The 25,716-nt window shown below is 63.6% G+C and carries 23 protein-coding genes and 1 pseudogene; 8 read left to right on the forward strand and 16 right to left on the reverse strand.

The window, feature by feature from the left end; all coding sequences use genetic code 11:
- Positions 1-93: 93 nt before the first annotated feature.
- The 3 genes from LW136_RS05565 to LW136_RS05575 form a co-directional block, all read right to left on the reverse strand.
- Complete coding sequence (locus tag LW136_RS05565; RefSeq protein WP_044314349.1) at positions 94-2,154, reverse strand: putative bifunctional diguanylate cyclase/phosphodiesterase; 2,061 nt, start codon at positions 2,152-2,154, stop codon at positions 94-96.
- Between the two features lie 285 nt (positions 2,155-2,439).
- The gene (locus tag LW136_RS05570) at positions 2,440-3,021 is read right to left on the reverse strand and encodes a superoxide dismutase (protein WP_014819386.1); all 582 of its coding nucleotides are present in this window, start codon (positions 3,019-3,021) and stop codon (positions 2,440-2,442) included.
- Between the two features lie 400 nt (positions 3,022-3,421).
- The gene (locus LW136_RS05575; RefSeq protein WP_014819387.1) at positions 3,422-4,030 is read right to left on the reverse strand and encodes a LysE/ArgO family amino acid transporter; all 609 of its coding nucleotides are present in this window, start codon (positions 4,028-4,030) and stop codon (positions 3,422-3,424) included.
- A 90-nt stretch (positions 4,031-4,120) separates the two neighbouring features.
- Here LW136_RS05575 and LW136_RS05580 point away from each other — a divergent pair, with 90 nt between their 5' ends.
- The gene (locus LW136_RS05580) at positions 4,121-5,011 is read left to right on the forward strand and encodes a LysR family transcriptional regulator ArgP (protein WP_014819388.1); all 891 of its coding nucleotides are present in this window, start codon (positions 4,121-4,123) and stop codon (positions 5,009-5,011) included.
- 4 nt (positions 5,012-5,015) lie between these two features.
- Here LW136_RS05580 and LW136_RS05585 read toward each other — a convergent pair whose 3' ends face one another.
- Positions 5,016-5,282, reverse strand: a complete 267-nt coding sequence (locus tag LW136_RS05585; RefSeq protein ID WP_023444113.1) for a hypothetical protein — start codon at positions 5,280-5,282, stop codon at positions 5,016-5,018.
- 359 nt (positions 5,283-5,641) lie between these two features.
- On the opposite strand from LW136_RS05585, the gene LW136_RS05590 reads away from it, so the two are divergent.
- A complete protein-coding gene (locus tag LW136_RS05590) occupies positions 5,642-6,547 on the forward strand; it encodes a hypothetical protein (protein WP_044314350.1) in 906 nt (301 codons plus the stop codon).
- Positions 6,548-6,602: 55 nt separating this feature from the next.
- Here LW136_RS05590 and LW136_RS05595 read toward each other — a convergent pair whose 3' ends face one another.
- Positions 6,603-8,513: an autotransporter domain-containing SGNH/GDSL hydrolase family protein gene (locus LW136_RS05595; RefSeq protein ID WP_044314351.1), complete on the reverse strand. Its 1,911-nt coding sequence runs from the start codon at positions 8,511-8,513 to the stop codon at positions 6,603-6,605.
- Positions 8,514-8,850: 337 nt separating this feature from the next.
- Here LW136_RS05595 and LW136_RS05600 point away from each other — a divergent pair, with 337 nt between their 5' ends.
- A complete protein-coding gene (locus tag LW136_RS05600) occupies positions 8,851-10,047 on the forward strand; it encodes a GGDEF domain-containing protein (protein ID WP_044314352.1) in 1,197 nt (398 codons plus the stop codon).
- A 3-nt stretch (positions 10,048-10,050) separates the two neighbouring features.
- Here the strand turns inward: LW136_RS05600 and pncB are convergent, their stop codons facing one another.
- The 4 genes from pncB to hmpA form a co-directional block, all read right to left on the reverse strand.
- Positions 10,051-11,253 carry a nicotinate phosphoribosyltransferase gene (pncB, locus tag LW136_RS05605; RefSeq protein ID WP_044314353.1) on the reverse strand — a complete coding sequence of 401 codons (1,203 nt, stop codon included), beginning with the start codon at positions 11,251-11,253 and terminating at the stop codon, positions 10,051-10,053.
- Between the two features lie 289 nt (positions 11,254-11,542).
- On the reverse strand, positions 11,543-11,713 hold the full coding sequence (locus LW136_RS05610) for a con-10 family general stress protein (RefSeq protein ID WP_003299895.1): 171 nt from the start codon (positions 11,711-11,713) through the stop codon (positions 11,543-11,545).
- A gap of 234 nt (positions 11,714-11,947) precedes the next feature.
- Positions 11,948-12,181 (reverse strand): hypothetical protein, encoded by a 234-nt coding sequence (locus LW136_RS05615; RefSeq protein WP_014819394.1) that lies wholly within the window; start codon positions 12,179-12,181, stop codon positions 11,948-11,950.
- 51 nt (positions 12,182-12,232) lie between these two features.
- Positions 12,233-13,411, reverse strand: a complete 1,179-nt coding sequence (gene hmpA / locus LW136_RS05620) for an NO-inducible flavohemoprotein (protein WP_044314026.1) — start codon at positions 13,409-13,411, stop codon at positions 12,233-12,235.
- Positions 13,412-13,682: 271 nt separating this feature from the next.
- Between hmpA and LW136_RS05625 the strand changes: the two genes are divergently transcribed.
- The gene (locus LW136_RS05625; protein WP_044314025.1) at positions 13,683-13,907 is read left to right on the forward strand and encodes a DUF2188 domain-containing protein; all 225 of its coding nucleotides are present in this window, start codon (positions 13,683-13,685) and stop codon (positions 13,905-13,907) included.
- 35 nt (positions 13,908-13,942) lie between these two features.
- Here LW136_RS05625 and pyk read toward each other — a convergent pair.
- From pyk to gcl, 5 genes and pseudogenes are all read right to left on the reverse strand, one after another.
- Positions 13,943-15,357, reverse strand: a pseudogene (pyk, locus tag LW136_RS05630) (pyruvate kinase).
- Positions 15,358-15,389: 32 nt separating this feature from the next.
- Positions 15,390-16,661: a glycerate kinase type-2 family protein gene (locus tag LW136_RS05635; protein ID WP_044314024.1), complete on the reverse strand. Its 1,272-nt coding sequence runs from the start codon at positions 16,659-16,661 to the stop codon at positions 15,390-15,392.
- 329 nt (positions 16,662-16,990) lie between these two features.
- Entirely contained in the window at positions 16,991-17,881 is an 891-nt protein-coding gene (locus LW136_RS05640; RefSeq protein ID WP_041013142.1) for a 2-hydroxy-3-oxopropionate reductase, read from the reverse strand.
- 28 nt (positions 17,882-17,909) lie between these two features.
- The gene (gene hyi, locus LW136_RS05645; protein ID WP_041013143.1) at positions 17,910-18,692 is read right to left on the reverse strand and encodes a hydroxypyruvate isomerase; all 783 of its coding nucleotides are present in this window, start codon (positions 18,690-18,692) and stop codon (positions 17,910-17,912) included.
- A 178-nt stretch (positions 18,693-18,870) separates the two neighbouring features.
- Complete coding sequence (gcl, locus tag LW136_RS05650; RefSeq protein WP_044314023.1) at positions 18,871-20,652, reverse strand: glyoxylate carboligase; 1,782 nt, start codon at positions 20,650-20,652, stop codon at positions 18,871-18,873.
- Positions 20,653-20,761: 109 nt separating this feature from the next.
- Between gcl and LW136_RS05655 the strand changes: the two genes are divergently transcribed.
- Positions 20,762-21,670 carry a LysR family transcriptional regulator gene (locus tag LW136_RS05655; RefSeq protein ID WP_014819402.1) on the forward strand — a complete coding sequence of 303 codons (909 nt, stop codon included), beginning with the start codon at positions 20,762-20,764 and terminating at the stop codon, positions 21,668-21,670.
- A 5-nt stretch (positions 21,671-21,675) separates the two neighbouring features.
- Here the strand turns inward: LW136_RS05655 and uraH are convergent, their stop codons facing one another.
- Together uraH and LW136_RS05665 are read right to left on the reverse strand one after the other, a co-directional pair.
- Positions 21,676-22,086 (reverse strand): hydroxyisourate hydrolase, encoded by a 411-nt coding sequence (gene uraH / locus LW136_RS05660; RefSeq protein WP_041013145.1) that lies wholly within the window; start codon positions 22,084-22,086, stop codon positions 21,676-21,678.
- Between the two features lie 16 nt (positions 22,087-22,102).
- Positions 22,103-22,606, reverse strand: a complete 504-nt coding sequence (locus LW136_RS05665; protein ID WP_041013146.1) for a GlcG/HbpS family heme-binding protein — start codon at positions 22,604-22,606, stop codon at positions 22,103-22,105.
- 142 nt (positions 22,607-22,748) lie between these two features.
- Between LW136_RS05665 and LW136_RS05670 the strand changes: the two genes are divergently transcribed.
- From LW136_RS05670 to xth, 3 genes are all read left to right on the forward strand, one after another.
- Positions 22,749-23,423, forward strand: coding sequence for a heavy metal response regulator transcription factor (locus tag LW136_RS05670; protein ID WP_041013147.1), 675 nt, complete (start codon positions 22,749-22,751; stop codon positions 23,421-23,423).
- Positions 23,420-24,781: a heavy metal sensor histidine kinase gene (locus LW136_RS05675; RefSeq protein ID WP_041013148.1), complete on the forward strand. Its 1,362-nt coding sequence runs from the start codon at positions 23,420-23,422 to the stop codon at positions 24,779-24,781. The genes LW136_RS05670 and LW136_RS05675 overlap by 4 nt, the downstream gene beginning before the upstream one ends.
- 83 nt (positions 24,782-24,864) lie before the next feature.
- Complete coding sequence (xth, locus tag LW136_RS05680; RefSeq protein ID WP_041013149.1) at positions 24,865-25,710, forward strand: exodeoxyribonuclease III; 846 nt, start codon at positions 24,865-24,867, stop codon at positions 25,708-25,710.
- Positions 25,711-25,716 lie beyond the last annotated feature (6 nt).

Consider the following 25,716-nt stretch of genomic DNA (forward strand, 5'->3'; position numbering starts at 1 on the left):
GTGTGGCCCATGTGCTCATGACTGGCCAGCGCCAGGGGGCAAGTGCGGGTGGCGATTCGAGGCGGCGATGCGCGCCAGCGGCGCGCTGTCGGGCTAGCGCAGCTCGGAATTGACTGCCCGATCGAATGGCGTCGACTGGCGCAGCAGCAGGTCGAGATCGCGGGCGGGCAGCGGCTTGCTGTAATAGTAGCCCTGGCCTTCCTGGCAACCTTCAGCGATCAGATAGGCTTCCTGCTCCGGTGTTTCGACGCCCTCGGCGATCACCGTCATGCCGAGGCTTTTGCCCAGCTGGATGACCGCGCGCACGATGGTCGCGCCCTCGTCCTGGCCGATGTCCTGGACAAAGCTCTTGTCGATCTTGATCTTGTCCAGCGGCAGGCTCTTGAGATAACTCAGCGAGGAGTAACCGGTACCGAAATCGTCGATCGCGATCAGCGCGCCGGAGCGCCGCAGGCTGTGCAGGTTGTGCGCTGCCGCGTCGATGTCTTCCATCAGCCCCGTCTCGGTCACCTCCAGTTCGAGGGTTTCGGCCGGCAACTGGTGCTTCTGCAGCAGCTCGCCGATCATCTGCGGTAGCTGCGGGTGGCGCAGTTGTACGGTGGAAAGATTCACCGCAACGCGCAGACCGGTGTAACCCTCGGCATGCCACTGCCGCAGCTGGCTGCAGGCCTGATCGAGCACCCATTTGCCGATCTCGATGATGCTGCCGTTCTGCTCCGCCAGCGGGATGAACAGATCCGGTGGGACCAGCTTGCCCTGGGGGTGTTTCCAGCGGATCAGTGCCTCGACGCCGGTGATGCGGTTCTGGTGGTAGTCGACCTGGGGCTGGTAGACCAGATGGAACTCGTTGCGCTTGAGCGCTTCGCTGAGGTCCTTTTCCAGCTCCCGACGGGCGCGCATCTCGCTGTCGATGCTGGCGACATAGAACTGGTAGCGGTTGCGCGAGCGGCTCTTTGCCAGCGTCATGGTCTGCTCGGCCTTTTGCAGCAGCTTCTCGGTATTGTCGCCATCTTCCGGGTACAGCGTGATGCCGATGGTAGCGCGCAACCGAATCGGGTCGCCGTCGAATTCGATGGGGTTTTCCAGATCGTCCAGCAGCGCCTGAGCGAGCTCGGCGGCCTCGTAGGGCTGCTCGATGCCGCTGAGTACGAGGACGAACTGATCGCCGCCCAGTCGTGCCAGCGCACCGAGACGGCCAGCGGAGCCGCGCAGGCGGTCTGCCAGGGCCTTGAGCAGGCAGTCGCCGGCCTGATAGCTGTACTGCTCGTTTACACCCTTGAAGTCGTCAAGCCCCAGACAAAGCACTGCGACGCGCCGCTGCATGCGTCGAGCCTCGTCGAGAATGTGGTCGAGCTGACTTTGCAGCTGCTGCCGGTTCGGCAGACCAGTCAGGGAGTCGTACTGGGTCATGCGATACAGGCTGCTTTCAGCCTCCTGACGCAGGTGCATGTTGTGTTCGATGGAGGCGAGCAAGCCGTTGGCCGTTTCCACCCACAGGCCTAGCTCGTTGCGCTCGTGCCCACGGATCATCGGCAACTTGTGCTCGCCGGGACGGTCGGGGTTGATCCGCGCCAGATGCTCGATGAGCTTGGTCAACGGACGGGTCAGCAGCCACTGGTAGATCAGGAAGAGCACGAAGCCCAGCGTAAGCGCACGGAGGATGCCGACGATGAAGATCACGATGGAGTCGTTGATGAATTCCTGGCCGTATTTGGCGGTGTCCAGGGTTATGCGCAGCTCGCCGTAATATTCGTTGTAAGGCGGTTTGCCGATCAGCGGAATCGAGAACTGTCGGTCGCGGTGGAGAATCGGATCGGTCAGCCAGCGTGTCGGCAGGTCGATAGGTGGTCTGATCTTCAGCGCCAGCATGCCTTCGTCCGGATGGCCGATGGATGCCATGCGAATCGATTCGTGCTGGAAGAGCCCCTCCATCACCTGGGCGCCCATCTCGCGGTCGAGGCTGTAGATCGCCTGAGTGGATGGGTCGCGGGTCATGCGCAGGATGCGTTGGGCATCGGCTTCGATCAACTGGCGTGTCTTGTAGGCACCGAAGATGATCTGTGCGCAGCTGAGCACCAGCCCTACCGCAAGCGCCGATAGCAGGACTACACGCAGGAGCTTACGCGACAGGCTATTGCGCATTTCCAGCTTCAAATGAAGGTCCTTTTCCGTGCCGACGCTCGGTTGCGGAAGTATTGTTAGTCATTCGGCAATCGTCAAAGGCAATTAAACCAGTAAGTCAGCAAGCTCCGACTGTGCCGGCAGTACGTCTTAGGATGCAAGCCCAAAGGCGTAATCCTAAGGAAACATTGCGCGTCGATTACCGATACCGTAAGGCGACTTTTTTCCGGGCTGCAAATGTATAGCGGCAGGCGACACCGAACCCTTAAATGAAAATGCCCGCAACAAGTGCGGGCATTTTCGTTAGCGCTGGGTGGCTCAGCCGGCGAAGTTCTTCGCGACGAATTCCCAGTTGACCAGGTTCCAGAACGCTTCGACGAACTTCGGACGAGCGTTGCGGTAGTCGATGTAGTAGGCGTGCTCCCAGACGTCACAGGTCAGCAGTGGCTTGTCACCTGCGGTCATCGGGTTGCCGGCACCGATGGTGCTTGCCAGGCCGAGGCTGCCGTCGGACTTCTTCACCAGCCAGGCCCAGCCGGAGCCGAAGGTGCCGATGGCGGTCTTGGTGAACTCTTCCTTGAACTTGTCGAACGAGCCGAAGGATGCGTTGATGGCATCGGCCAGCGCGCCAGTCGGCTGACCACCGGCGTTCGGCGCCAGGCAGTTCCAGAAAAAGGTGTGGTTCCAGACCTGAGCGGCATTGTTGAAGATGCCACCGGAAGAGGTCTTGATGATGCTTTCCAGATCCTTGCCTTCAAACTCGGTGCCCGGGATCAGGTTGTTCAGATTGGTCACGTAAGCAGCGTGGTGCTTGTCGTGGTGAAACTCGAGCGTCTCGGCGGACATGTGCGGCTCGAGAGCGTTCTTTTCGTACGGCAGCGGCGGCAATTCGAAAGCCATGATGTATCTCCTACTCAGGTGTCGAGGATTGATGCGGCAAGCTGGAAGGAGCGTGCGAGGCGTGCCGGCGATACCGGTGAGCAGGAGCGAATGTGCGTCCCACCCTGACCTCTGTCGTTCCCTTCGCTCGCTACATGCTTGCGCAATCTCTGGCCGTTCACGGTCGGCCGAACAGACAGACTGAAGCCTTCCGCTTCATGTCTGCGAGCCAGCGATCATAGCACCCGACCTGCGGCAAAACCACGCGGCAACTGTATGGAATATAGGTTCCAGAGGGGTTGGCGAGGCGAAGCAGCGGATGCAAACAACTGGCTGCGCCTTGCGTGGACCGCGCCGTCGGGCTGGGCGTTCCTTGCGACCTGCAAAAATGGCGCGCGGCCGGTTGTCGCGCGCCAGGGCGTCAGCTGGCGAATGCGAGCTGTGCGGCAATCGCGAACATCATGGCAGCGACGCCGAGGTCGATCAGACGCCAGGTCAGCGGGCGGGCCAGCCAGGGCGCAAGCCAGGCGCCACCGAGCGCCAGGGTCATGAACCACAGTGTCGATGCACTGGCAGCGCCCAGTGTGTAGGCGCCTGGCTCGGGCTGCTGTGCGCCGAGTGAGCCGATCAGTACCACTGTATCGAGATAGACGTGCGGATTGAGCAACGTCACCGCCAGCGCGGCCAACAGCACCGCCCGCAGCGGTCGTGGCTGCGCATCAGCGCTGCGCAGGCTCTGTGGCTTGAACGCGCGACGCAGCGCCAGGGTGCCGTACCAGAGCAGGAACGCAACGCCGCCCCAGCGCGTGATCTCCAGCAGTAGCGGGTTGTCCGCCAGCACTGCTGCCAGCCCGAAGACGCCGACGCTGACCAACAGTACGTCACAGAGGATGCACAGCGCCGCCACTGGCAGATGGTGCTCCCGGCGCAGGCTTTGCGCGAGCACGAACGCATTCTGCGCGCCGATCGCCATGATCAGCCCCGCCGCGACCAGAAGGCCGTTGATATAGCTTTGCCAGATTGCATTCATGCCGCACGCCTCGTCCGATTTACTGGCGAGTCTGGGCAGTGGGGCGTTATAAGAGAAACAAATTCTCTTCAGGGTGCATTAGGAATACTGATGTTCGATTACAAATTACTCGCGGCGCTTGCGGCGGTTGTCGAGCAGGCGGGTTTCGAACGAGCCGCGCAGGCGTTGGGGCTTTCGCAATCGGCCATATCCCAGCGGATCAAATTACTCGAGGCGCGCGTCGGCCAGCCGGTGCTGCTGCGCGATACGCCGCCCCGGCCGACCGAGCTGGGTCAACGATTGCTCAACCATGTGCAGCAGGTGCGCTTGCTCGAGCGGGACCTGCAAGGGCAGGTCCCGGCGCTGGACGAAAATCGCCTGCCCGAGCGATTGCGTATTGCCCTGAATGCCGACAGCCTGGCGACCTGGTGGGCCGGCGCGGTGGCGTCGTTCTGCGCCGAGCATCGGGTGCTGCTCGATCATGTGGTGGAAGACCAGGCGGTCGGGCTCAAGCGCATGCGCGCTGGCGAGGTCGCAGCCTGCGTGTGCGCGGCGGAACGGCCGCTGGCAGGTGCGCGCAGTCAGTTTCTTGGGGCGATGCGCTATCGCGCGCTGGCCAGTCCGGTCTTTGTCAGTCGGCATTTCCAGCGACCGGCAGCCGCTGCGGATCTGGCTCGGGTGCCTGCCGTGGTCTTCGGCCCGGATGACCAGCTGCAACACCGCTACATGGCAGCAGTCGGCGGGGGAGAGGCGTTCGTCCATCACCTCTGCCCGTCGTCCGAAGGTTTCGTACGCCTGCTGCAGAGCGGGCTTGGCTGGGGGTTGGTGCCGGAGTTACAGGTGCGCGGCGAACTTGCGCGCGGGGAATTGGTCGATGTGCTGTCCGGACCGCCGATCGACGTACCTTTGTATTGGCATCACTGGCGTAATGGCGGGCAATTGCTCGACGAGCTGACCCGGCATCTGGTGCGTTGCGCCAGCGACTGGTTACTGGTTGATTGAGCGCTCAGGCGAGTACGCGCTGGCCTCGGTAAATGCGTACCGTGGCGCCGCTGCTGGCCGCGCGTGGTGGAGGTGGTGCCGGCAACCGATCACTGAACGCGGCGAGCTGGCGTCCGAGTTCGCGGGTCAGCTCATCGTTGGAGTTCATGCACCCGGCAAGCATTGCCGTAACCGCATCCGGTTGGTCGAGATGGATGTCGAGTTGCTGCTCATCGCGAAGTCTGCGTCGCAGGCTGCGCATGCAGTCGATAACCGCCTTGTTCAGCTCCATGCTTTGTTCCTCGTGAATTGCCCTAAGGCCCAACATCCCTGTCGGAAGTGTCTATCCGCTGGCAAGAGAGACAGAGCAAGTGGCGTACCAATTTCCGGCTTTGCTGCGCGGTTTTTGCATCTGGCAGGCGAAGCGCCCGGCTGGCGAGGCCTGCAGACTGCCCGTAGGCGATGGTCACCGCTGTGGTGTCTGTTCGCGGGGCTGCTGAGTGCGCCATTCGATGCACCGTGATGCGTATCACAGGCGGCGCACTGCTCTACCACGGTGCATCTGCTCCACCGGCGCGCCGTCACTGATGGGCACGCCCTGAATCGTTATACTGCGCGCTGTATTTCGCACCGCGCCATTGAAGGTACCCCATGCGCAACGATGCTCACGACGAACTGGACAACATTCCCAGCCTGACCGCAGGCCGTGACCGCGTGGAGCCCTATCCGGCGCCGGATCTCGAGCCGATCCGCAGAACCGCCGATGAGCCTGTGGATGACGGGCGCTCCCGCCAGAAACGTCGCCCTGCAAGCACTGCTGGCAAGGTGAGCACGGCGCCGCTGTGGGTCATGGTGCTGGCCTTGCTCCTCAGCCTTGGCGCTCTCGGCTGGTGGAGTTATCAGAAGATCGCCATGCTGGAAATGCAGCTGGTCGCCACCCAGGAAAGCTTCGCGCGTATCAGTGAGGATGCCGCGGGACGACTGCAGGACATCAGCGGGAAAGTCGTTGCGACCGAGTCCAATGTGACTACGGAAAGCGAGGCGGTGAAACTGCGCATCAAGCAGCTTGAGCAACAGACCATCGATCTTGACCGCAAGCAGCAGGCCTTTGCTACCGAACAGCAGAGTCTGACTGGCAAACAGGGCAATCAGGATCGGCGCATGGATGAGCAGGGCAAGCGCCTCGAGCAGTTGGGTGCCGACCTGCAGGCTCAGCAGGGGAGTACTGCGACACTGGCAGAGAGCGTCAAGGCGTTGGGCAGCGAGCAGGCGTCACTCAAAACGACCCTGGACGAGCAGGGCAAGCTGGCCGGACGGGTCGACAGCCTGAGCAAGGACATCGCGGCGCTGAAGCAGGGCGGTAACCAGAGTCAGGCGATCAGCCGGCTGGAGCAGGACATCCTGGTGCTGCGCAGTGAGCTGGACAATCGGCCGGCGCCCGCGCCAAACGCGATCAACACCGCCGAGTTCGACTCCTTCCGGGCTCAGGTCACCCGCACCATCAATTCCATGCAGGGGCAGATCGCCAATCTGCAAGGTCAGCTCGACGGACGTTAACCGCGTAAGAGCCGCCGCGCGTATTCGCGACGGCGGCCTTTGCGCCCTTCGAGCCTTACAGGTCCCAGGCCAGTGACAGCCCCACTCCGTGGTCGCGGTTATCGTTGCCGCGGTAATGGTAGTTGGCGCGCAGCGCCAGACCGGGCGTCAGGCGGTGCGTCAGGCCCATGCTGAAGCGCGTCTGGTCGCCGGTCGGTACCGCGCCCGGCAGCTCGAAGCTGTTGCCCGACACACTGTTCAGCGACATGCGCAGGTCACGCCGATCCTCGTCCTCGCGCTCCACCTCCCGCGCCACTTCGCCGAATAGCCGCGTGCGTTCGCTCAGCGCATAGTCGCCGAACAGGCCGAGTGAGAGGCGCAGCGAATCCAGTTCCTGATCGTCATAGCTCAATGCAGTGGAGCGCTCGCCCTGCTCGCTGTAACCGTCGACTTCGACCTTCTGATAGCTGGCACCGACGAATGGACCGAACTGGAGTTGATCGCCTGGCTGCATCAGGTTGAAGCCAGCCTTCGCCGCCGCGCCCCATAGCGTGCCTTCGGTGTCACCCTTTTCCGTGCGCTCGCTGATGCCAAGGGCGAACGTACGCTTGAGGTCGTGGTAGTCCAGATACCCGGCGCTGAGGCTGAAGTCGGCGAACAGACGCTGGTGTTCGTAACGGGCGAAGGCCGTGGCCAGGTAGCTGCGCATGTCGTACTCGGAGTCGTTTCTGCCCAGTTCCAGCGAGTTTTCCGCCAGGCCCAGGCTGACGCCGGCCAGCCACGTCTCACTCAAACGCTGGGTAACACCAAGCGACAGGCTCAGACCGCTACCGTCACCGCCACCGTAACCGTCGTACTCAGGCCGGTTGTAACCACCCTGGACGAAGGTGCGCCAGGCGCCGACCGCCTGCCAGTCGCCGCGCCGCGCAGACAGTTCGTTGTCCAGTTGCTGCAGGTGAGCGCGCAGTGCCGAGCGGCCCATTTCCGGTAGCAGGGATACTTCCCAGGGCGCGGAAATGATCGAGTACAGGTAGTCGGCGCTGATCTGATGAACAGCGGTGGTTGGATGGACTGCGTCGTTGAACAGCAGGCGGCTAGGATCAGGTGCTGTGCCGCCGAGGCTGTAGGTCGGGTCCGGCAGGCAGGTGCCGCCCGACGCATCAAAACACACGGCTGTCTGTGCCACGTTGGGGTCGAAGCCGAAGGCGGCCAGGTCAGCACGTACCTCGGCCAGCAACAAGCGGTTGTTCACCAGCACGTAGTTGCCGCCCTGGGCTTGCAGCTGGCTCGCCAGCTCGGTGTTGAACTGGTCGCTCAGAAAGTTGAATGTGGCGGCCTGGCCAGTGATGAAGCCCAGGGGCGTGGTGCCGACGTCCGGCAGATCGGAGACGATGATGTAGCGCGCGCCCGCGGCCTGTAGTGCAGCGACGCCAGCCACCAGATTACCGGCGGCGTCAGCCATCGTGACCGGGTTGGTGCCGAGCTGGAAGATGTCGTTACCGCCGCCGTTCAGGTAGTAGAGAGCATTGCTGTCGACGCGCGGGTTCTCGACCAGATAGCCAGGCCGGGTCCGGGTAGAGCCGCCCGCGGAAACGGTCGAGTCGAGTGTGATCGAATCGAGAATCTGGTCGGTGCGATAACCACCGACGGCATAGTTGGTGCCGTCCGGATTGCCTGTGAGGACTGCCGGTAACAGCGGCGTGGAGGGTAACGATTGAAGGCCCAGCATGCTCGCCAGGCGTTGCGTGCCGACCTCGCCGATATATTCGCCGGCACCGTAGGTAGGGCCGGTGCGGTTGGTGAAGCGCAGACCTCCTGTAGGGTTGCCCCCGAGTGTCGGGCTTTGCAGGTCGGGAAAGTTGCCAGCATCGCTCAGCGAGTCGCCGAACACGACGAACTGACTGAACGGGCCGTCATTGGCGATGGCCGCGTCTGTCGCGCAGGTGAGTAGAACGGCTGCCGCAAGCGGTTTGAGGGCGCTCTGCACGGGTAACTCCTTATTGTTCTTTTTGTTTGGATGCATCGCTCGCACATGCGCGGGCGATCCGGCCACGCTATTGGGAGCCGCCAGCGAGTATAAGCGCCCGAAAGGGCGATTTTTCCGAACGGTAGATCGTTCTTAGGAGTTATTTGCAGCTTCGATTTCATTGTCCTGGCTCAAGGGTTGTTGGTGGCCAACTGATACCATTCGCCGCGCTTGCGCTTCTGTGGACGTCCGATGCACCGGCGAACGGTGATCTTCTTTGAGACGGATATGAAAGCAGCCGGCGGCGTCCGAACCGCCGGTTGTAAGAAACCTTCCCTGCCTGGGAGCACAATAATAAATGCCATCGATTCTCGACCTGCTGCGCAGTCGCCTGAGCTCGTTGCTGCCCAGCGAGCTCAAGCCCAGCGAGCTTCGCCATCTGCTGAGCCCGCGACGCCATCCACTGCTGCTCTGCCAGCGCCGCGCGACCCTGATTGTCAACCGCGTTCGCCTGTTCGCCTTTCTTTTCGCAGTGCTCACCCCGCTGTGGAGTTTGATCGATCTGATGGTGTTCGAGCCCAAGCTGTGGGCGGCGCTGGCCGGTTTTCGGATGATGGCGTGCCTGGCGTTCACCTGCCTGCTGCTGTTCTACCGTCCGAGCGGCAATCTGCTGGACGCCTATCGGGCGATCGCGATCCTGTTCGCCATTCCGACCATCTTCTACATCGCCTCGCATACCTTGCTCGGCAGCTATCAACTGGCGCAGTTCTCTGCCGTGGTCGGCGCCGGCTACGCCTTTCTACCATTCGTGCTGATGGCCGGGCTGACCATTTTCCCGCTGACCCTGGTGGAGAATCTGGTGCTCTCCAGCCTGTTGCTGCTGGCCCAGGCGCTGGCTGGCTATCTCAGCTGGGCGACGCTGAACTGGCCGTCGTTCGCCGGTGCCTTCTGGCTGTTGATCCTGATCGCCGGCGTCGCCAGCCTGGCCAGCATGAGCCAGCTGGCGTTCATGTTCGCGCTGGTGCGCCAGGCCATCCGCGACCCGCTCACCGGGGTTTTCTCCCGCGGCAGCGGAGAGGAGATCCTTCGATTGCAGTGGGACAGCGCACAGCGCAAGGATGGTCCGCTGGCGCTGGCTTTCATCGACCTCGACCACTTCAAGTCGATCAACGACAACCATGGCCATGAGTCCGGCGATCAGGTCCTGCGCGAGGCGGCCAGGCGTCTGGTGGCGACGCTGCGAGGCTCCGACAGCCTGCTGCGCTGGGGCGGCGAGGAGTTCCTGCTGATCATGCCGGAGACCGACATGCAGCAGGCGCACATGGCGCTCGAGCGCATCATTGGCCAGGGCCTCGGCGTGCGGCCGGACGGTGCGCCGCTAACGGCGAGCATCGGGTTGGCCGAGCGCCGTTGCGATCAGGTCGCGGACTACCGTGACCTGCTGGAGCTGGCGGATAAGCGCATGTACTGCGCCAAGACGAGCGGGCGCAATCGCCTCTGCGCCATGGAGCCGGAGGCTGTGCAGCCGCCCCGGGCATTCGCCGTGGGAGGCTAGTCGTCAGCCATTGGCCAAGCCGAAGACGTGCCGCATGTAGCTGACGAATGCCTCATCGCGGCACATGGTCTTGCCCGGCGAGTCGGAAATCTTCGCCACTGGCTGGCCATTGCAGGCGGTCATCTTGATGACCATGTTGGTCGGCTCCACGCCTGGGATGTCGCAGGTCAGTCCGGTGCCGATGCCGAAACTCGGATTGCTGCGCCCGATCAGCGCGCGATGGAGTTCCAGCGCTCTGGCCAGGTCCAGGCCATCGGAGAAGATCAGCTGGCGGGTTTTCGGATCGATACCCAGGCGCTGGTAATGCGCGATGGCCTTCTCTGCCCACAGCAGAGGGTCGCCAGAGTCATGACGCAGGCCGTCGAACAGCTTGGCGAAGTACAGATCGAAATCGCGCAGGAAAGCATCCATGGTGATGCAGTCGGTGAGCGCGATGCCCAATGCCCCACGATATTCGCGAACCCAGCAGTCCAGCGCCGCAACCTGGCTGTCGATCAGCCGCGGGCCGAGTTGCTGGTGCGCCATGATCCACTCATGGGCCATGGTGCCCATCGGCTTCACATTCCGCGTGCGTGCCAGATGCACATTGCTGGTGCCGGCGAACCGGCCGGGAAAATCGCATTGCAGTCGGTCCACCACCATCGCCTGTACGGCAAAGGAGAAACGACGGCGTGTGCCGAAATCCGCCAGGGTGAAGCTGGCCAGTTCGTCGCTGCTGGCCTGGCTGCGTAGCCAGTGCAGCTTCTCATCCAGCCGGTCGCGCGCCTGGGCCAGCGTCACCGCCGGGTAGCGCGCGCGGTTGCGCACCTCGCTGACGATGGCGAGGAGCGGCACTTCGAACAGGATCACATGGAGCCAGGGGCCGCGCAGGTGCATCACCAGCTCGCCGTCCTCGATGCTCACCTGCAGATAACGCAGATCGAAACGGAACAAACCGAGGAAGCGGATGAAGTCGGGCTGCATGTAGGGGATGCGCTCGAGGTAGGCTAGCTCCTCGGTTGTCATCTGCAGCTCGGCAAGCGCCTCGATCTGCTGGCGGATCTCGTCGAGGTAGGGCGTCAGGTCCTCACCGGAGCGGCTGCGGAATGCCCACTCCACCTCCGCGTTCGGATAGTGATGCAGCACCGCCTGCATCATGGTGAGCTTGTAGAAATCGGTATCCAGCAGGCTCTGGACGATTCGTTCGGAAAAGGCGCTGCTGTTCATCGACCGCTCCAGCTTGAAATGCCTGTCGATGATATCGACAAACGGCAAGGGATGCAGGTCATCGTTATAAGTTAGGAATGAATAAAATAACCGCAGATATCAGCTTCTGCCTGGCCCGTCGCGTTGCGCAAAAGGCCTATAAATATAATTCTGCCGGCTATATATCGCTCGGATAGCAATATCGCATTACTTTGCAATTTCGTTTTTTGATATTTGCTTAAAGGATTGAATGAAGAAATGAAGAAGGGCAGGGCCGTACGGCGCCTGCCCTTCTTCATTTCTTCAGCTTTTAGCTGCTGCGGCCACCGCCGTGGCTGTTCTGGCCACCCTTGCGGCCGGCCTCGGAGGCCTTCTCGCGGTCGTTGGCGAAGTTGCCGCCGCTGTTGTGACCACCCTTGCGGCCGGCCTCGGAAGCTTTCTCTCGATCGTTGGCGAAGTTGCCAGGATTACTATTTGCCATGTGTTTTTCTCCTCAATTGGATAGACACGTTCACAAACGGCTGAAAGAGAGAGATCAATCAGCCTCACTGTGTCAGAGGAAGACTTCAGACAAGAGTTTCGGTGAATTCAAAAGTGTAGACGAATGGTTTTCCCCATGTTGCGTATGACTATGGCGGACTGAAATCACAGGCGAAGCGGCAAAGTTGCAGGAACGAATTATGATTATCCGAGCGCGGACTTATCCAGCCGCGCCTCAGGCCGCAAGTTTCGTCTTGCGCTCGGCCAGAAGGCGCATCACGTAGCCGATCTTCAGCGCCGTGGGGCCGAGGATGACCAACGCATGGGCTGCGATGATGCTGCCCATCGCCAGATGTCGATCGAACAGGTAGGCGCCGCTGATGCCCAGCAGCAGGAGCAGTATGCCTGCGACCATCAGCGCATTTGCGGCGCCCATCAGGCGTTGTGGAGAAGCTGAGTGATAAAGCATGACTGAATCTCCTTCGGGGAGAGGCTCGCGCCGGGCGAGCCTCCGAATGGATCAATCGAGTGCCGACGCGGGACCGAAGAACTCGTAGCGGGTTTGCTGTTCCGGCACACCGAGTGACTTCAGCTGGCGGCGGACGGCAGCCATGAAGGGTTTCGGCCCGAGGAAATAGGCGTCTACGTCGCGGTCTTCCGGTAGCCATCTGCCAAGCTGTTGCTCGGTCAGGCGGCCAACGGCATCCGGCGCGGCATCTGCGCCGTCGTGCTCCTCATAGCAGTAGAAACGCTTGAGCTGGGCGTGACGCTCGGCCAGCCCGTCCACGCTGCGGCGGAACGCATGCACGCCGGCATTGCGCGCGCAGTGGATGAAGTGCACCGGTCGTGCGCTGGCCAGAGCCTGTTCCAGCATCGCCAGGGTAGGCGTGATACCGACGCCGCCGCTTATCAGCACCAGCGGCTTGTCGCCCGGTTCGAGGGTGAACTCGCCAGCCGGCGCGAACAGCTCCAGCACGGCACCTTCGGGCATGGCATGCAGCGCGTTCGAGGCGACGCCGCCGGGCTCGCGCTTGACGCTGATGCGGTATTCACTGCCATTGCTGGCGGCGGACAGCGAGTAGTTGCGGCGCACCTCCTGGCCGTCGACCTCCAGGCGCAGGCCGATGTACTGGCCGGGCAGAAATTCCATCAACGCGCCGCCATCTTCCGGCTGCAGGTGAAAGGAGGTGATCTCTGCGCTTTCGACGGTCTTGCGCGCAATGCGAAAACGCCGCGCCCCCCGCCAGCCACCATCCGCCTCGGCCTTGATCTGGTAGAGATTCTCCTCCTGACCGATAAGGATGTTGGCGAGTTGCTGGTAGGCGGCGCCCCAGGCGTCGATCACGGCGTCGCTAGCGATCTCGTCGCCGAGCACTTCGCGGATCGCCCGCAGCAGGCAGGAGCCAACCAGCGGGTAATGCTCGGGCAGCACCTGCAGCGCGACATGCTTATTGATGATCTGAGCGACCAGCGGACCGAGGGCGTCGAGCCGGTCGATGTGTTTGGCATACATCAGCACGCCGTTGGCCAGTGCACGCGGCTGTTCACCGCTGGCCTGGTGGGCCTGATTGAACAGCGGGCGCACTTCGGGATGCTCACTGAGCAGCAGGTTGTAGAAATGGGTGGTCAAGGCCTCGCCGCCGCTTTCCAGCAGCGGCACGGTGGCTTTGATAAGGGCAGTCTGTTCAGCGCAAAGCATTGCTAACTCCTCTGATGGGACAGTCGTCCTGTATTCGCGGGGCGAACACGAAACGTTCTGCCATAGAGGCTTTCAACAATCGTTCCAGGTCGAAAATTGACTTGAATCAAGGTTTGCAGGATGTGCGAGGTAAAAAGAACCTTGGCTTTCCATGGTGATATGGACCGTAAAGGGTCGGAATTACCTTAGTTGTTACGATCGAACCTCGCCCGCTGGCAGCTTTCTTACCAGGGGCGATCCGCGATATTTCATTCAAGCAGGAGAGAGGGCCATGGAGATCTACCACATCACTCACGAAGATGACCGCTGGGTGCTACGCGAAGAAGGCGATCAGCGCGCGTTGCTCGAAGCCGGGAATCGACAGGACATTCTCGATGAGACGCGCGACTACATGAAGCTGCGTACTGCGCTGGTGAACGTCCACGGCGACGACGGCAGCGTCGAGGAGGAGCATCGCTACCCGCAGGAGCAGAACCCGCTGGAGACCAGGGGCTGACAGCTTGGCCATTGTGCGCTGGGTGGGCTGCCAACCTAGTCGAGGACTTCGATACGCAGCGTGTTGGTGGTGCCAGGTTGGCCGAGCGGCACGCCAGCGGTGATCAGCACCGTGTCACTACTGCCGGCCATGCCCTGGGCGCGCGCCAGCTCGAGGGCGTGGCTGCTGACCTGCTCCATATCGCGCATCGGTGCATCCACCACCGAATACACGCCCCAGGCCACCGTGAGCTTGCGCGCGGTGGCGGTGCTCGGCGTCAGGCTGAGGATTGGCGTGGCCGGGCGCTCGCGTGAGGCGCGCAGGCTGGAGCGGCCTGATTCGGTGTAATTGACCAGCACCGCAATCGGCAGGATGCCACTGATGCGGCGGATTGCGCAGCTGATGGCATCCGGCAGCGTTGCCTCGGCATTCGTCGGTGCACATCGAGCTGGGCCTGGAAATCCGGGCCGCCTTCGACCTGGCGGATGATCTTGCTCATCATGCTCACCGCTTCCAGCGGGTAGTCGCCCGAAGCGGTTTCCGCCGACAGCATCACCGCGTCTGCACCCTCGGCGACCGCGTTGGCCACGTCGGTGACCTCGGCGCGGGTCGGCGCCGGGGCGAAGCGCATGGATTCGAGCATCTGCGTCGCCACCACCACCGGGCGGCCGAGCTGGCGGCAGATGCGCACGATGTTCTTCTGAATGCGTGGCACATTCTCCGGCGGCACCTCCACGCCGAGGTCGCCACGCGCGACCATGATCGCGTCGGACAGCCGCGCGATCTCGCGCAGGTGCTGCACCGCCGAAGGTTTCTCGATCTTCGCCATGAGGAAGGCGCGCTCACCGATCAGCTTGCGCGCTTCGTGAATGTCCTGTGGGCGCTGGACGAAGGACAGGGCCACCCAATCCACGCCCAGTTCAAGGCCGAAAGCCAGGTCGCGGCGATCCTTCTCCGTCAGCGGGCTAAGCTCCAGCACTGCTTCCGGCACGTTGACGCCCTTGCGGTCGGACAGCTCGCCGCCGGCGACCACGCGGGTGTCGATGGCATCGCTGTGGCGCGCGGTGACCGTCAGACGCAGGCGGCCATCGTCGATCAGCAGCTGCATGCCCGGCTCCAGCGCGGCGATGATCTCCGGGTGCGGCAGGTTCACGCGTCGGTTGTCGCCCGGCGTCGGGTCCAGATCCAGACGGAAGGCCTGATCGCGATCCAGCCGCACCTTGCCCTCGGCGAAGCGGCCGACCCTGAGCTTGGGCCCTTGCAGGTCCATGAGGATGCCGATCGGTTGGTTCAACTCACGTTCCACCTCGCGAATCCAGGCGAAGCGTTCGGCATGGTCGGCGTGCTCGCCATGGCTGAAGTTCAGGCGGAACAGGTTGACCCCGGCGGCGACCAGCGCCCGTACATCATCGATGCTGCGGGTGGTGGGGCCGAGGGTGGCAAGTATCTTGACCTTCTTGTCGGGTTTCATGGCGGGCTCGCTGGCAGGTGAGCGTCCTCGGTCTAGGCCGAGGGCGGCAGAATCAGGATGGCGCGGAAATCGTTGACGTTGGTACGCGTCGGACCGGTAACGATCAGGCTATCCAGCGCGGCGAAGTAGCCATAGCCGTCGTTGTTGGCCAGCGCATCGGCGGCACGCAGGCCCTGTGCTTCGGCGCGGGCGAAGCTGTCCGGGGTCATCAGTGCGCCGGCGTTGTCCTCGGAACCGTCGATGCCATCGGTGTCGCCGGCCAGGGAGTAAACGCCGGGCAGGCCTTGCAGGCTTTCGGTGAGGGCGAGCAGGAATTCGGCGTTGCGTCCGCCACGGCCGTTGCCGCGCACGGTCACCGTGGTCTCGCCACCGGAGAGGATCACGCAGGGCGCGGCGATCGGCTGGCCGTGCAGCACCACCTGGCGGGCAATGCCGGCATGCACCTTGGCCACCTCACGCGCTTCGCCTTCCAGGTCGCCGAGGATCAACGGGGTGATACCGGCGGAACGGGCTACTTCGGCTGCCGCATCGAGCGACTGCTGCGGCGTGGCGATTAGCTGGAAGTGGCTGCGCGAGAGAATCGGATCGCCCGGCTTGAGGGTTTCCGAGCGTGGGTCTTCGAGCCAGGCGCGCACGTTGGCCGGCACCTCGATGTGGTAGCGCTCGAGGATCTCCAGTGCCTGCGCCGATGTGGTCGGATCGGCGACGGTCGGGCCGGAGGCGATCACCGTGGCTTCGTCGCCGGGTACGTCGGAAATCGCATAGGTGTATACGCTGGCCGGCCAGCAGGCCCTGGCCAGGCGGCCGCCCTTGATCGCCGAGAGATGCTTGCGCACGCAGTTCATCTCGCCGATGTGCGCGCCGGAACGCAGCAGCGCCTTGTTGATCGCCTGTTTGTCGGCCAGCGAAATCCCTTCGGCCGGCAATGCCAGCAGCGAGGAGCCGCCGCCGGAAAGCAGGAAGATCACCCGGTCGCTTTCCTCGAGGTTGCTGACCAGCTCCAATACGCGGCGTGCGACGCGCTCGCCGGCATCGTCCGGGACCGGGTGCGCGGCCTCCACCACCTCGATGCGGCGGCAGTCGGCGTGATGTTCGTAGCGGGTCACCACCAGGCCGGACAGCTCGCCTTCCCAGACCTGCTCAATGGCTTCGGCCATGGCCGCGGCGGCCTTGCCGGCGCCGATGACGATGGCGCGACCGCTGCGGTCTTCAGGCAGGTGGTCGGCGAGCACGTGGCGCGGATGGGCGGCCTCGATGGCGCTGTCGAACAGCTGGCGCAGCAGGGCTTGGGGATCGATGGGCATCTCTGGCTCCTTGGGTCTTTTTTTGCAGAGGCCGATTGCAGACCTTAGGGCTCGGCAATGCAAGCGCTAAGGGTTGAAATCGACCCGCCCGGCAGTCGGGCCGTGACTCCTTGTGCCGGGCGAATCGAAAAGATGCCGTCCGCAGACGGCGGTTGGTGTGCAGGCGCGCGGGGCCCTGGTCGTGGGGGAGACGCGATGATTCCGACCCCGCGTACCTGCACACCAACCCTTTGAGCATCACTGGTGCTGAGCGTTGCGCTGATCCCACCACCTGGTCTGTCTGTCCCTGAAGGTGGGGGCGCAGGCCCGACTCAGTGCGCTCGAAGGCTTTACTCCTTGCGGATCGAGAAATTGGCCATGTGCTCCAGGCCCTTGATCAGTGCCGAGTGGTCCCAGCCGCTGCCGCCGATGGCCGCGCAGGTGCTGAACACCTGCTGGGCGTTGGCGGTGTTGGGCAGGTTGAGGCCCAGCTCGCGGGCGCCGGCCAGGGCGAGGTTGAGGTCCTTCTGGTGCAGGCTGATGCGGAAGCCCGGATCGAAGGTGCCCTTGATCATGCGCTCGCCGTGCACTTCGAGGATCTTCGAACCGGCGAAGCCTCCCATCAGCGCCTCGCGCACCTTGGCCGGGTCGGCGCCGTTCTTCGCGGCGAACAGCAGGGCCTCAGCGACCGCCTGGATGTTCAGTGCAACGATGATCTGGTTGGCCACCTTGGCGGTCTGGCCGTCGCCGTTCTCGCCGACGCGGGTGATGTTCTTGCCCATCGCCTGGAACAGCGGCAGGGCGCGCTCGAAGGCCGCTTCGCTGCCGCCGACCATGATCGACAGGCTGCCTGCCTTGGCGCCGACTTCACCGCCGGAGACCGGGGCGTCGAGGTACTCGGCGCCGCTCGCCTTGATCTTCTCGGCGAACTGTTTGGTAGCACTGGGGGAGATCGAGCTCATGTCGATCACCACTTTTCCTGGGCCGACGCCAGCCGCAATGCCCTGGTCGCGGAACAGCACGTCTTCGACCTGCGGGGTATCCGGCACCATGACGATGATGAACTCGGCTTCCTGTGCGACTTCTTGCGGCGTGGCCAGGGCGATGGCGCCGGCCTGCAGCAGGTCGGCGGGTGCCTTGTCGTGGTGTTCGGAAAGGAATATTTGGTGGCCTGCGTTCTGCAGGTTGCTTGCCATGGGCTTTCCCATGATTCCGGTGCCGATAAATCCGATCTTAGCCATGGTCGTTTCTCCTCAAATTCTGTTCGGGTCAGATGGCGTTGTGCGTCTTCAGCCAGGCGAGGCCTTCGGCGGTGCTGGTGGCCGGCTTGTACTCGCAGCCGACCCAGCCCTGGTAGCCGATGCGATCCAGATGCTCGAACAGGAAGCGATAGTTGATCTCGCCGGTGCCCGGCTCGTTGCGACCGGGGTTGTCCGCCAGCTGGATATGGTTGATGGCCGCCAGGTTGTTCTCGATGGTGCGCGCCAGGTCTCCTTCCATGATCTGCATGTGGTAGATGTCGTACTGCAGGAACAGGTTGGCGTGACCGACCTTGCCGCGAATCTCCTGCGCCTGGGAGGTGTTGTTGAGGAAAAAGCGCGGGATGTCGCGGGTGTTGATCATCTCCATCACCAGGCGGATGCCGGCTTCCTCGAGCTTCTGCGCGGCGTAGCGCAGGTTTTCGATAAAGGTGATTTCCAGCTGGCCGAGGTCGGCGCCACGCGGGGCAATGCCGGCCAGGCAGTTGACCTGGGTGTTGCCCAGCACCTTGGCGTAGGCGATGGCCTGGTCCACGCCGGCGCGGAATTCCTCGACCCGCTCCGGCAGGATGGCGATGCCGCGCTCGCCGCCAGCCCAGTCGCCGGCCGGCAGGTTGAACAGCACCTGGGTCAGCTGGTTGGCGTCCAGCCGGGCCTTGATCTCCTCGGGCGGGTAGTCGTAGGGGAACAGGTATTCGACGCCGGTAAAGCCGGCTTCGGCAGCGGCAGCAAAGCGGTCAAGGAAATCGACCTCGGTGAACAGCATGGACAGATTGGCGGCAAAGCGGGGCATGGTTCTCTCTCCTGATCTGTAGGGATCAAATTCGGTTCTGCATTGCGGCGGTGTGGTGACCACCCTGGGTGTTGCGTTGCGGTGGATATGCTTCGCGATATCCACCCTATGGTTGCACTGCGCTGGCGTGGCGTAGGGTGGAAAACCGCGAAGCGTTTTCCACGCGTACGAGTGATGCCTAATCCAGCAATCCAACCGCGGTCGGGGCATCTTCCCGGCCTGCGGCCAGCGCCTCGAACTCGTTGATGGCGTCGATCTCGGTGCCCATGGCGATGTTGGTCACCCGTTCGAGGATCACCTCGATCACCACCGGCACCTGATGCTCGGCCATCCAGGCCTGCGCCTGTTCGATGGCCGGGCGCAGGTCTTCCTGCCTGAACACGCGCAGTGCTTTGCAGCCCAGCCCCTCGACCACCGCGACGTGATCGACGCCGTAGCCTTCCATGCCGCTCTGGTCGGCATTGATGTTCTCGAAGCCGAGCTGCACGCAGTAATCCATCTCGAAACCGCGCTGCGACTGGCGGATCAGCCCGAGGTAGGCGTTGTTCACCAGGATGTGGATGTAGGGCAGCTTGAACTGTGCCCCCACCGCCAGCTCCTCGATCATGAACTGGAAGTCATAGTCGCCCGAAAGCGCCACCACCTTGCGCGCCGGGTCCGCGGCAACCACGCCGAGCGCTGCCGGAATGGTCCAGCCAAGCGGGCCGGCCTGGCCGCAGTTAATCCAGTGGCGCGGCTGGTAGACGTGCAGAAACTGCGCGGCGGCGATCTGCGACAGGCCGATGGTGCTGACGTAGCAGGTGTCCTTGCCGAAGGCGTTGTTCATGCACTGGTACACACGCTGCGGCTTCATCGGCACGCTGTCGAAGTTGGTCTTGCGCAGCATGGTGCGCTTGCGCTCCAGGCAGTCGGCGGCCCAGGCGCGACGATCCGGCAGACGACCTGCGGCCTTGCGCTCCTTGGCTACCTCGACAAACAGCTCGAGCGCGGCGCGGGCGTCGGAGACGATGCCGTAGTCCGGCGCGAACACCCGGCCGATCTGCGTCGGCTCGATGTCGACGTGAACGAATTTGCGGCCCTTGGTATAGGTCTCCACCGAGCCGGTGTGGCGGTTGGCCCAGCGGTTGCCGATGCCGAGCACGAGGTCGGATTCCAGCATGGTCGCGTTGCCGTAGCGGTGGCTGGTCTGCAGTCCGCACATGCCGGCCATCAGCGGATGGTCGTCGGGGATCGAACCCCAGCCCATCAGGGTCGGGATCACCGGCACGCCCACGGTCTCGGCGAATTCCACCAGCAAGGCCTCGGCCGCGGCGTTGTAGATGCCTCCACCGGCGACGATCAGCGGGCGCTCGGCGGCGCAGAGCATGTCGATGGCTTTGTCGATCTGCTTGCGGGTCGCCGCCGGCTTGTACACGGCGAGCGGCTCGTAGGTGTCGATGTCGAATTCGATCTCGCCCATCTGCACATCGAACGGCAGGTCGATCAGCACCGGGCCGGGGCGACCCGAGCGCATCACATGGAAGGCCTGCTGGAACACCCGCGGCACCAACGCCGGTTCGCGAACGGTAACCGCCCATTTGGTCACCGGCTTGGCAATGGATTCGATGTCGACGGCCTGAAAGTCCTCCTTGTGCAGCTTGGCACGCGGCGCCTGACCGGTGATGCACAGGATCGGGATCGAGTCGGCCGAGGCGGAATACAGGCCGGTGATCATGTCGGTGCCGGCCGGGCCAGAGGTGCCGATGCACATGCCGATGTTGCCCGGCTTGGCACGGGTATAGCCCTCGGCCATGTGCGAGGCACCCTCGACGTGGCGGGCGAGGATGTGACGAATGCTGCCGTCGGCCCGCAGGGCGGAATACAGCGGGTTGATCGCGGCACCGGGGATGCCGAAGGCGGTGTCGATGCCTTCCTTGCGCAATACCGCGACGGCGGCGTCGATTGCTCTCATGCGGGCCATGGATCACACCTCTTATTCGATAGTTTTTCTACGTGGCTCAAGCATGCCGCCCTGGATTCGCTGGCGGAATTGGTCGAGACTTCAGTTCTGTCGATATCAGGAGTATCGAATGGATCGCTATACGACCCTGCGCAGCTTCGTGCTGGTGGCCGACTGCGGCAGCTTCGCCGCGGCTGCGCACAAGGAGAACGTCACCCCGGTGGTGATGGGCCGGCGGCTGGATGCGCTGGAGCGGCATCTGGGTGTGAAGCTGATGCACCGCTCGACGCGCGGGCTGTCATTGACCGATCTGGGCGAGCAGTATCTGGAGCGCGCCCGTGGGCTGCTGAAGGATTTCGACGAGGTGGACGCCAGCATCAGCCATGACCGCACTTCGGTGCGTGGCCATCTGGTGGTGTCGGCGCCGGCGGCATTCGGCCGGCGACATATCGGCCCGCACGCACCGGCGTTCCAGGCGCGCTATCCGGACCTGCAGCTGTCGTTCAACTTCACCGACAGCGTGGTCGACCTGGTGCGCCACGGTTACGACATGGGCATTCGCATCGGCGAGGTGACCGACCCCAACTATGTGGCGGTGCGGCTGTTTCCGAACAGGCGGGTGGTATGCGGCTCGCCAGAGTATTTCGCCCGCCATGGCACGCCGACGGCATTGGAAGAGCTGACGCAACACAACTGCCTGGCCTTCAACCTGCAGGGCGGGCAGCAGCGGGGCTGGACCTTCCTGCGTGACGGCAGACAGGTGGCGATCCGCGTGGCTGGCAATCTGGACTGCAATGACGGTGAGCTGCTGTTCGACTGGGTCAAGCAGGGGCTGGGCATCGGCTGGCGCTCGACCTGGGAGATCCAGGCCGAGCTCAAGCGCGGCGAGCTGGTCACGGTACTCGACGAGTACGCGCTGCCGGCCTACGACATCCAGGCGGTGTACCCGCAGCAGCGCTACCTGCCGGCCAAGGTGCGTTTCTTCATCGACTACCTGAAGGACATCTACAACGCACCGGGCTATTGGGAAGTGCGCTGAGCGGCTCAGTTGCCGCGGTAGGTGGAGAAGCCGTAGGGGCTCAGCAGCAGCGGGATGTGGTAGTGCTCGACGCTGCCATCGGCTTCGAAGATCACTGGAACTTCGGGGAAAAAGGTGCTGGCCTTCTGCGCGGCGAACCAGTCGCCGGTCTTGAAGGTGACGCGGTAGGTGCCTTTTTCCAGCGCCTTGCCTTCGGGATACAGCGCGGTGATGCGGCCTTGGGCATTGGTCTCGCCGCTGTTGAGTGATTTCCAGGCATCACCCTGACGTTGTTCGAGGGTGACGCGCACGTCCGGTGACGGCAGGCCGTTCTCCAGATTCAGCACATGCACGCTGAGCGGGTTGCCGGCGGCCAGGGTGAGACCGGACAGGCCGCTGAGCATCAAGCCGGCGGCGATTGAACGTAGTGCTTTCATGGGGTTTTCCTTTTCTTCAGTGGGAAGAGGGCAGCAGTTTTTCGATGGCGGCCATGGCGCAGGCCTCGTCGTTCTTGGCACCGCCGGCACCGGCCACGCCGATGGCACCAATCACCTCGTCGCCGACCTTCAGCGGCACGCCACCGCCGAGCAGCAACAGCTCATCCAGCGTGTTGAGGTTGGCGGCGTCCGGCGTAGCGGCGGCGCGCTCGGCGAACAGACGGGTCGGGGTCCTGCTCGACAGCGCGGTGTAGGCCTTGCGCTGGGCGGCGAGAGTGTTGTGCGGGCCGACGTTGTCGTCGCGGCGCAGAGCCACGAGGTTGCCGCCGCGATCCACCACCGCGACCACCGCCGTGCGGTTTTCCGCGTGGCACTGATCCAGCGTGGCCTGGATCAGGCCGTCGGCCAGGGCCAGCGAGACGTTCTGCTGGGTGATCGGTGCTGGCGTGGCGGCGTTGGCGCTTAGGGCCGGGGTAAGTAATGCCAGCGTCAGCAATGACAGTGTGGCTGCGATACGCATATCGGTTTCCTTGGGTGGCTGAGCTTCGGGGCGCATGGTGCCGATGCCTGCCCGTCAGAACCGTTGCCTGCGCATTACGCTTTTGTAATGGCTCGCAGTGCGGCGACTCCCATAACCTATGCGCCATCAGCGAGGTGATCCGATGCGAATTCTGGTGGTGGAGGACGAGGCCAAGACGGCCGACTACCTCAAGCGTGGGTTGGAGGAGTCCGGCTACCGCGTCGAGGTCGCGCGCAATGGCGTCGACGGCAAATACCTGATCGAGGAGGAGACCTTCGACCTGGTGATCCTCGACGTCATGCTGCCGGGGCTCGATGGCTGGCAGCTGGTGCAGGTGGTGCGCAAACGCTCTGCGCATACGCCGGTGCTGTTCCTGACGGCGCGCGATGCGGTGGAGGACCGTGTGCGCGGGCTGGAGCTGGGCGCTGACGACTATCTGGTCAAGCCGTTCTCCTACGCGGAGCTGCTGGCGCGGGTACGCACCCTGCTGCGCCGCGGCCCGCCGCGTGAGGTCGAACGTTTCCACGTCGCCGATCTGGAGCTGGACCTGCTGCGCCGCCGCGTCACCCGCCAGGGCGAGCGCATCAACCTGACCAACAAGGAGTTCGCCTTGCTACACCTGTTGCTCAGTCGCCAGGGCGAGGTGCTGTCCCGCGCGCAGATCGCCTCGCAGGTCTGGCAGATGAATTTCGACAGCGACACCAACGTGGTCGACGTCGCGATCCGCCGCCTGCGCGCAAAGGTCGACGATCCCTATCCGCTCAAGCTCATCCACACCGTGCGCGGTATGGGTTACGTGCTGGAGACAGCATCGTGAGGCTGTTGCCGCGCTCGCTCAGCCTGCGCCTGGCCATCGCTTTCGCCCTGGTGGCGGTGGTGCTGCTCGGTGCCATCGGCCTCTATCTGTACCGCTCGCTGGACCGGGAAATCAGTTGGCGTGACGATCAGGCGCTGCTCGGCCGGCTGGAGCGCATGCAGGCCTTGCTCGAGGACAGCACCAGCGTTGAGGCGCTTCGGCAACGTCCGCAGCTTTACGAAAACATGCTGGGTAATCGCGACAGCCTGCTCTGGTTGCTCGACGCTCAGGGACGCGCGCTGATCGAGATCAACCCGGCGCGGCTGGCGATACCACCACTGCCGGCCGGCGATGCTGCGGAGCTGACCGATACTGACGGAGCGCGTCTGGCCTGGCGGCGCCTGCCGGGCGAGGCGGGCCTGACCCTGGTGGCCGGGCGCATGCTCGTCGAGCGCGAACAGATGCTCGCCGCCTACCGTGTGAAGCTGTGGTGGGCGCTGAGCCTCGGTGCGCTGCTGGCGTCAGTGCTCGGTTGGCTGATCAGCCGGCGCGCGCTACGTCCCGTACGGCATCTCACGCGCCAGGCGCTGGCGATCGATGTGCAGCATCTGCACTTGCGCCTGGACGAATCGGCGATGCCGAGCGAACTGGAACCGCTGCGTGCCGCGCTGAACCAGATGCTCAACCGGTTGGAACAGGGTTTCGCGCGGCTGTCGCGCTTCAGCGAGGACCTGGCCCACGAAATGCGCACGCCGCTCGGCAATCTCATGGGCCAGACCCAGCAGCTGTTGCACAAGGATCGCGATGCCGAGGCCTATCACGCGCTGCTGGTGTCCAATCAGGAGGAGTATGAACGCCTGGCGCGGATGATCGACAGCATGTTGTTTCTCGCCCGTGCCGAGCAGCCGGCTGCGGCCATCGAGCGGCAGCGCTTTGCATTGCCGGCACTGGTCGAGCAGCTGTGCGACTACTTCGAAGGCGTCGCCGAAGAGCGCGGCATTCAGCTGCTCGATGAAACCGAGGGTGAGCTTTTCGGTGACCCTGAGATGATCCGCCGGGCGCTGGCGAACCTGCTGGCCAATGCGCTGCGCTACGGCGCCAGTGACAGCCCGGTGCGTATCGTCAGTGGTGGCTCAGGAGTAGGTTGGCGGTCGGTCAGCGTGATCAATCTGGGACCTCCGATCCCGCCCGAGCATCTGCCGCGGCTGTTCGATCGCTTCTACCGCTGCGACCCATCGCGCGCCGAGCCGGGCGATACCGGCGGCCTGGGGTTGGCCATCGTGCGCTCGATCATGCAGCTGCATGGCGGCGAGGTGAGTGTTCGCAGCGACGCCGGGGTGACCGAATTCACCCTGCGTTTTGCCGAAACGCCGGCCTGATTCCGATCGTTGGCACCGGATCGGGAAGCCTCACTGCGCTGTCACAGCTAAGGTGGATATAACCGCCTGTGAGAGACGCGCTTGTGGATAGTCTGAAAATCGCTACCTACAACATCAATGGCATCCGTGCACGTCGGGCCAATCTGCTCGAATGGCTGACGCGCGAGCAGCCTGACGTGGTCTGCCTGCAGGAACTCAAGGCGCAGGATGCCGATTTCCCCATCGACGACATCCGTGCGGCCGGCTACGGCGCGATCTGGCACGGGCAGAAGTCCTGGAACGGGGTGGCGATTCTGGCCCGCGATTGCGAGCCGCTGGAGATCCGCCGCGGGCTGCCGGGCGATCCGGGTGACAGCAACAGCCGCTATCTGGAAGCGGCGGTGCAGGGTGTGATCGTCGCCTGCCTCTACCTGCCCAACGGCAACCCGCAGCCGGGGCCGAAGTTCGATTACAAGCTGAGCTGGTTCGAGCGCTTCATCGAGCATGCCGCCGGTCTGCTCGCCAGCGGCCATCCGGTGGTGCTGGCCGGCGACTACAACGTGGTGCCCACCGACGAAGATATCTACAACCCGCGCTCCTGGAAGAAGGACGCGCTGCTGCAGCCGGAAAGCCGTGAATGTTTCGAGCGCCTGCTGGCGCAGGGCTGGACCGACGCGTTGCGCGCCAGGTACCCCGACGAGCGCATCTACACCTTCTGGGACTACTTTCGCCAGCACTGGCAGAAGAACTCCGGGCTGCGCATCGACCATCTGCTGCTTAGCCCGGACCTTGCGCCGCGGCTGCAGGATGCCGGCGTCGATCGCTGGGTACGCGACCAGCAACATGCCAGTGACCATGCGCCTACCTGGATAACCCTGAAAGGTGACGCGAGCGCGGCGGCCGAGCCGGCGAAGTCGAGCAAGCGTGGCAAGACGGGGGCGAGCAGCTAGAGGCAG

Origin of the sequence: Stutzerimonas kunmingensis (assembly GCF_021432085.1) — a bacterium.
In the GTDB taxonomy this organism is placed as follows: domain Bacteria; phylum Pseudomonadota; class Gammaproteobacteria; order Pseudomonadales; family Pseudomonadaceae; genus Stutzerimonas.

Excerpts from the sequence above, each read along its gene's own strand:
- LW136_RS05640 (WP_041013142.1), bottom strand. The coding sequence starts at position 17,881 with ATGGCTAAGATCGGATTTATCGGCACCGGAATCATGGGAAAGCCCATG.
- LW136_RS05655 (WP_014819402.1), top strand. The coding sequence starts at position 20,762 with ATGGATCGCTATACGACCCTGCGCAGCTTCGTGCTGGTGGCCGACTGC.
- gcl (WP_044314023.1), bottom strand. The coding sequence starts at position 20,652 with ATGGCCCGCATGAGAGCAATCGACGCCGCCGTCGCGGTATTGCGCAAG.
- LW136_RS05570 (WP_014819386.1), bottom strand. The coding sequence starts at position 3,021 with ATGGCTTTCGAATTGCCGCCGCTGCCGTACGAAAAGAACGCTCTCGAG.
- LW136_RS05600 (WP_044314352.1), top strand. The coding sequence starts at position 8,851 with ATGCCATCGATTCTCGACCTGCTGCGCAGTCGCCTGAGCTCGTTGCTG.
- LW136_RS05575 (WP_014819387.1), bottom strand. The coding sequence starts at position 4,030 with ATGAATGCAATCTGGCAAAGCTATATCAACGGCCTTCTGGTCGCGGCG.
- LW136_RS05665 (WP_041013146.1), bottom strand. The coding sequence starts at position 22,606 with ATGCGTATCGCAGCCACACTGTCATTGCTGACGCTGGCATTACTTACC.
- LW136_RS05585 (WP_023444113.1), bottom strand. The coding sequence starts at position 5,282 with ATGGAGCTGAACAAGGCGGTTATCGACTGCATGCGCAGCCTGCGACGC.
- pncB (WP_044314353.1), bottom strand. The coding sequence starts at position 11,253 with ATGAACAGCAGCGCCTTTTCCGAACGAATCGTCCAGAGCCTGCTGGAT.
- LW136_RS05610 (WP_003299895.1), bottom strand. The coding sequence starts at position 11,713 with ATGGCAAATAGTAATCCTGGCAACTTCGCCAACGATCGAGAGAAAGCT.
- LW136_RS05670 (WP_041013147.1), top strand. The coding sequence starts at position 22,749 with ATGCGAATTCTGGTGGTGGAGGACGAGGCCAAGACGGCCGACTACCTC.
- LW136_RS05625 (WP_044314025.1), top strand. The coding sequence starts at position 13,683 with ATGGAGATCTACCACATCACTCACGAAGATGACCGCTGGGTGCTACGC.
- LW136_RS05635 (WP_044314024.1), bottom strand. The coding sequence starts at position 16,661 with ATGCCCATCGATCCCCAAGCCCTGCTGCGCCAGCTGTTCGACAGCGCC.
- LW136_RS05580 (WP_014819388.1), top strand. The coding sequence starts at position 4,121 with ATGTTCGATTACAAATTACTCGCGGCGCTTGCGGCGGTTGTCGAGCAG.
- hmpA (WP_044314026.1), bottom strand. The coding sequence starts at position 13,411 with ATGCTTTGCGCTGAACAGACTGCCCTTATCAAAGCCACCGTGCCGCTG.
- LW136_RS05615 (WP_014819394.1), bottom strand. The coding sequence starts at position 12,181 with ATGCTTTATCACTCAGCTTCTCCACAACGCCTGATGGGCGCCGCAAAT.
- uraH (WP_041013145.1), bottom strand. The coding sequence starts at position 22,086 with ATGAAAGCACTACGTTCAATCGCCGCCGGCTTGATGCTCAGCGGCCTG.
- LW136_RS05590 (WP_044314350.1), top strand. The coding sequence starts at position 5,642 with ATGCGCAACGATGCTCACGACGAACTGGACAACATTCCCAGCCTGACC.
- hyi (WP_041013143.1), bottom strand. The coding sequence starts at position 18,692 with ATGCCCCGCTTTGCCGCCAATCTGTCCATGCTGTTCACCGAGGTCGAT.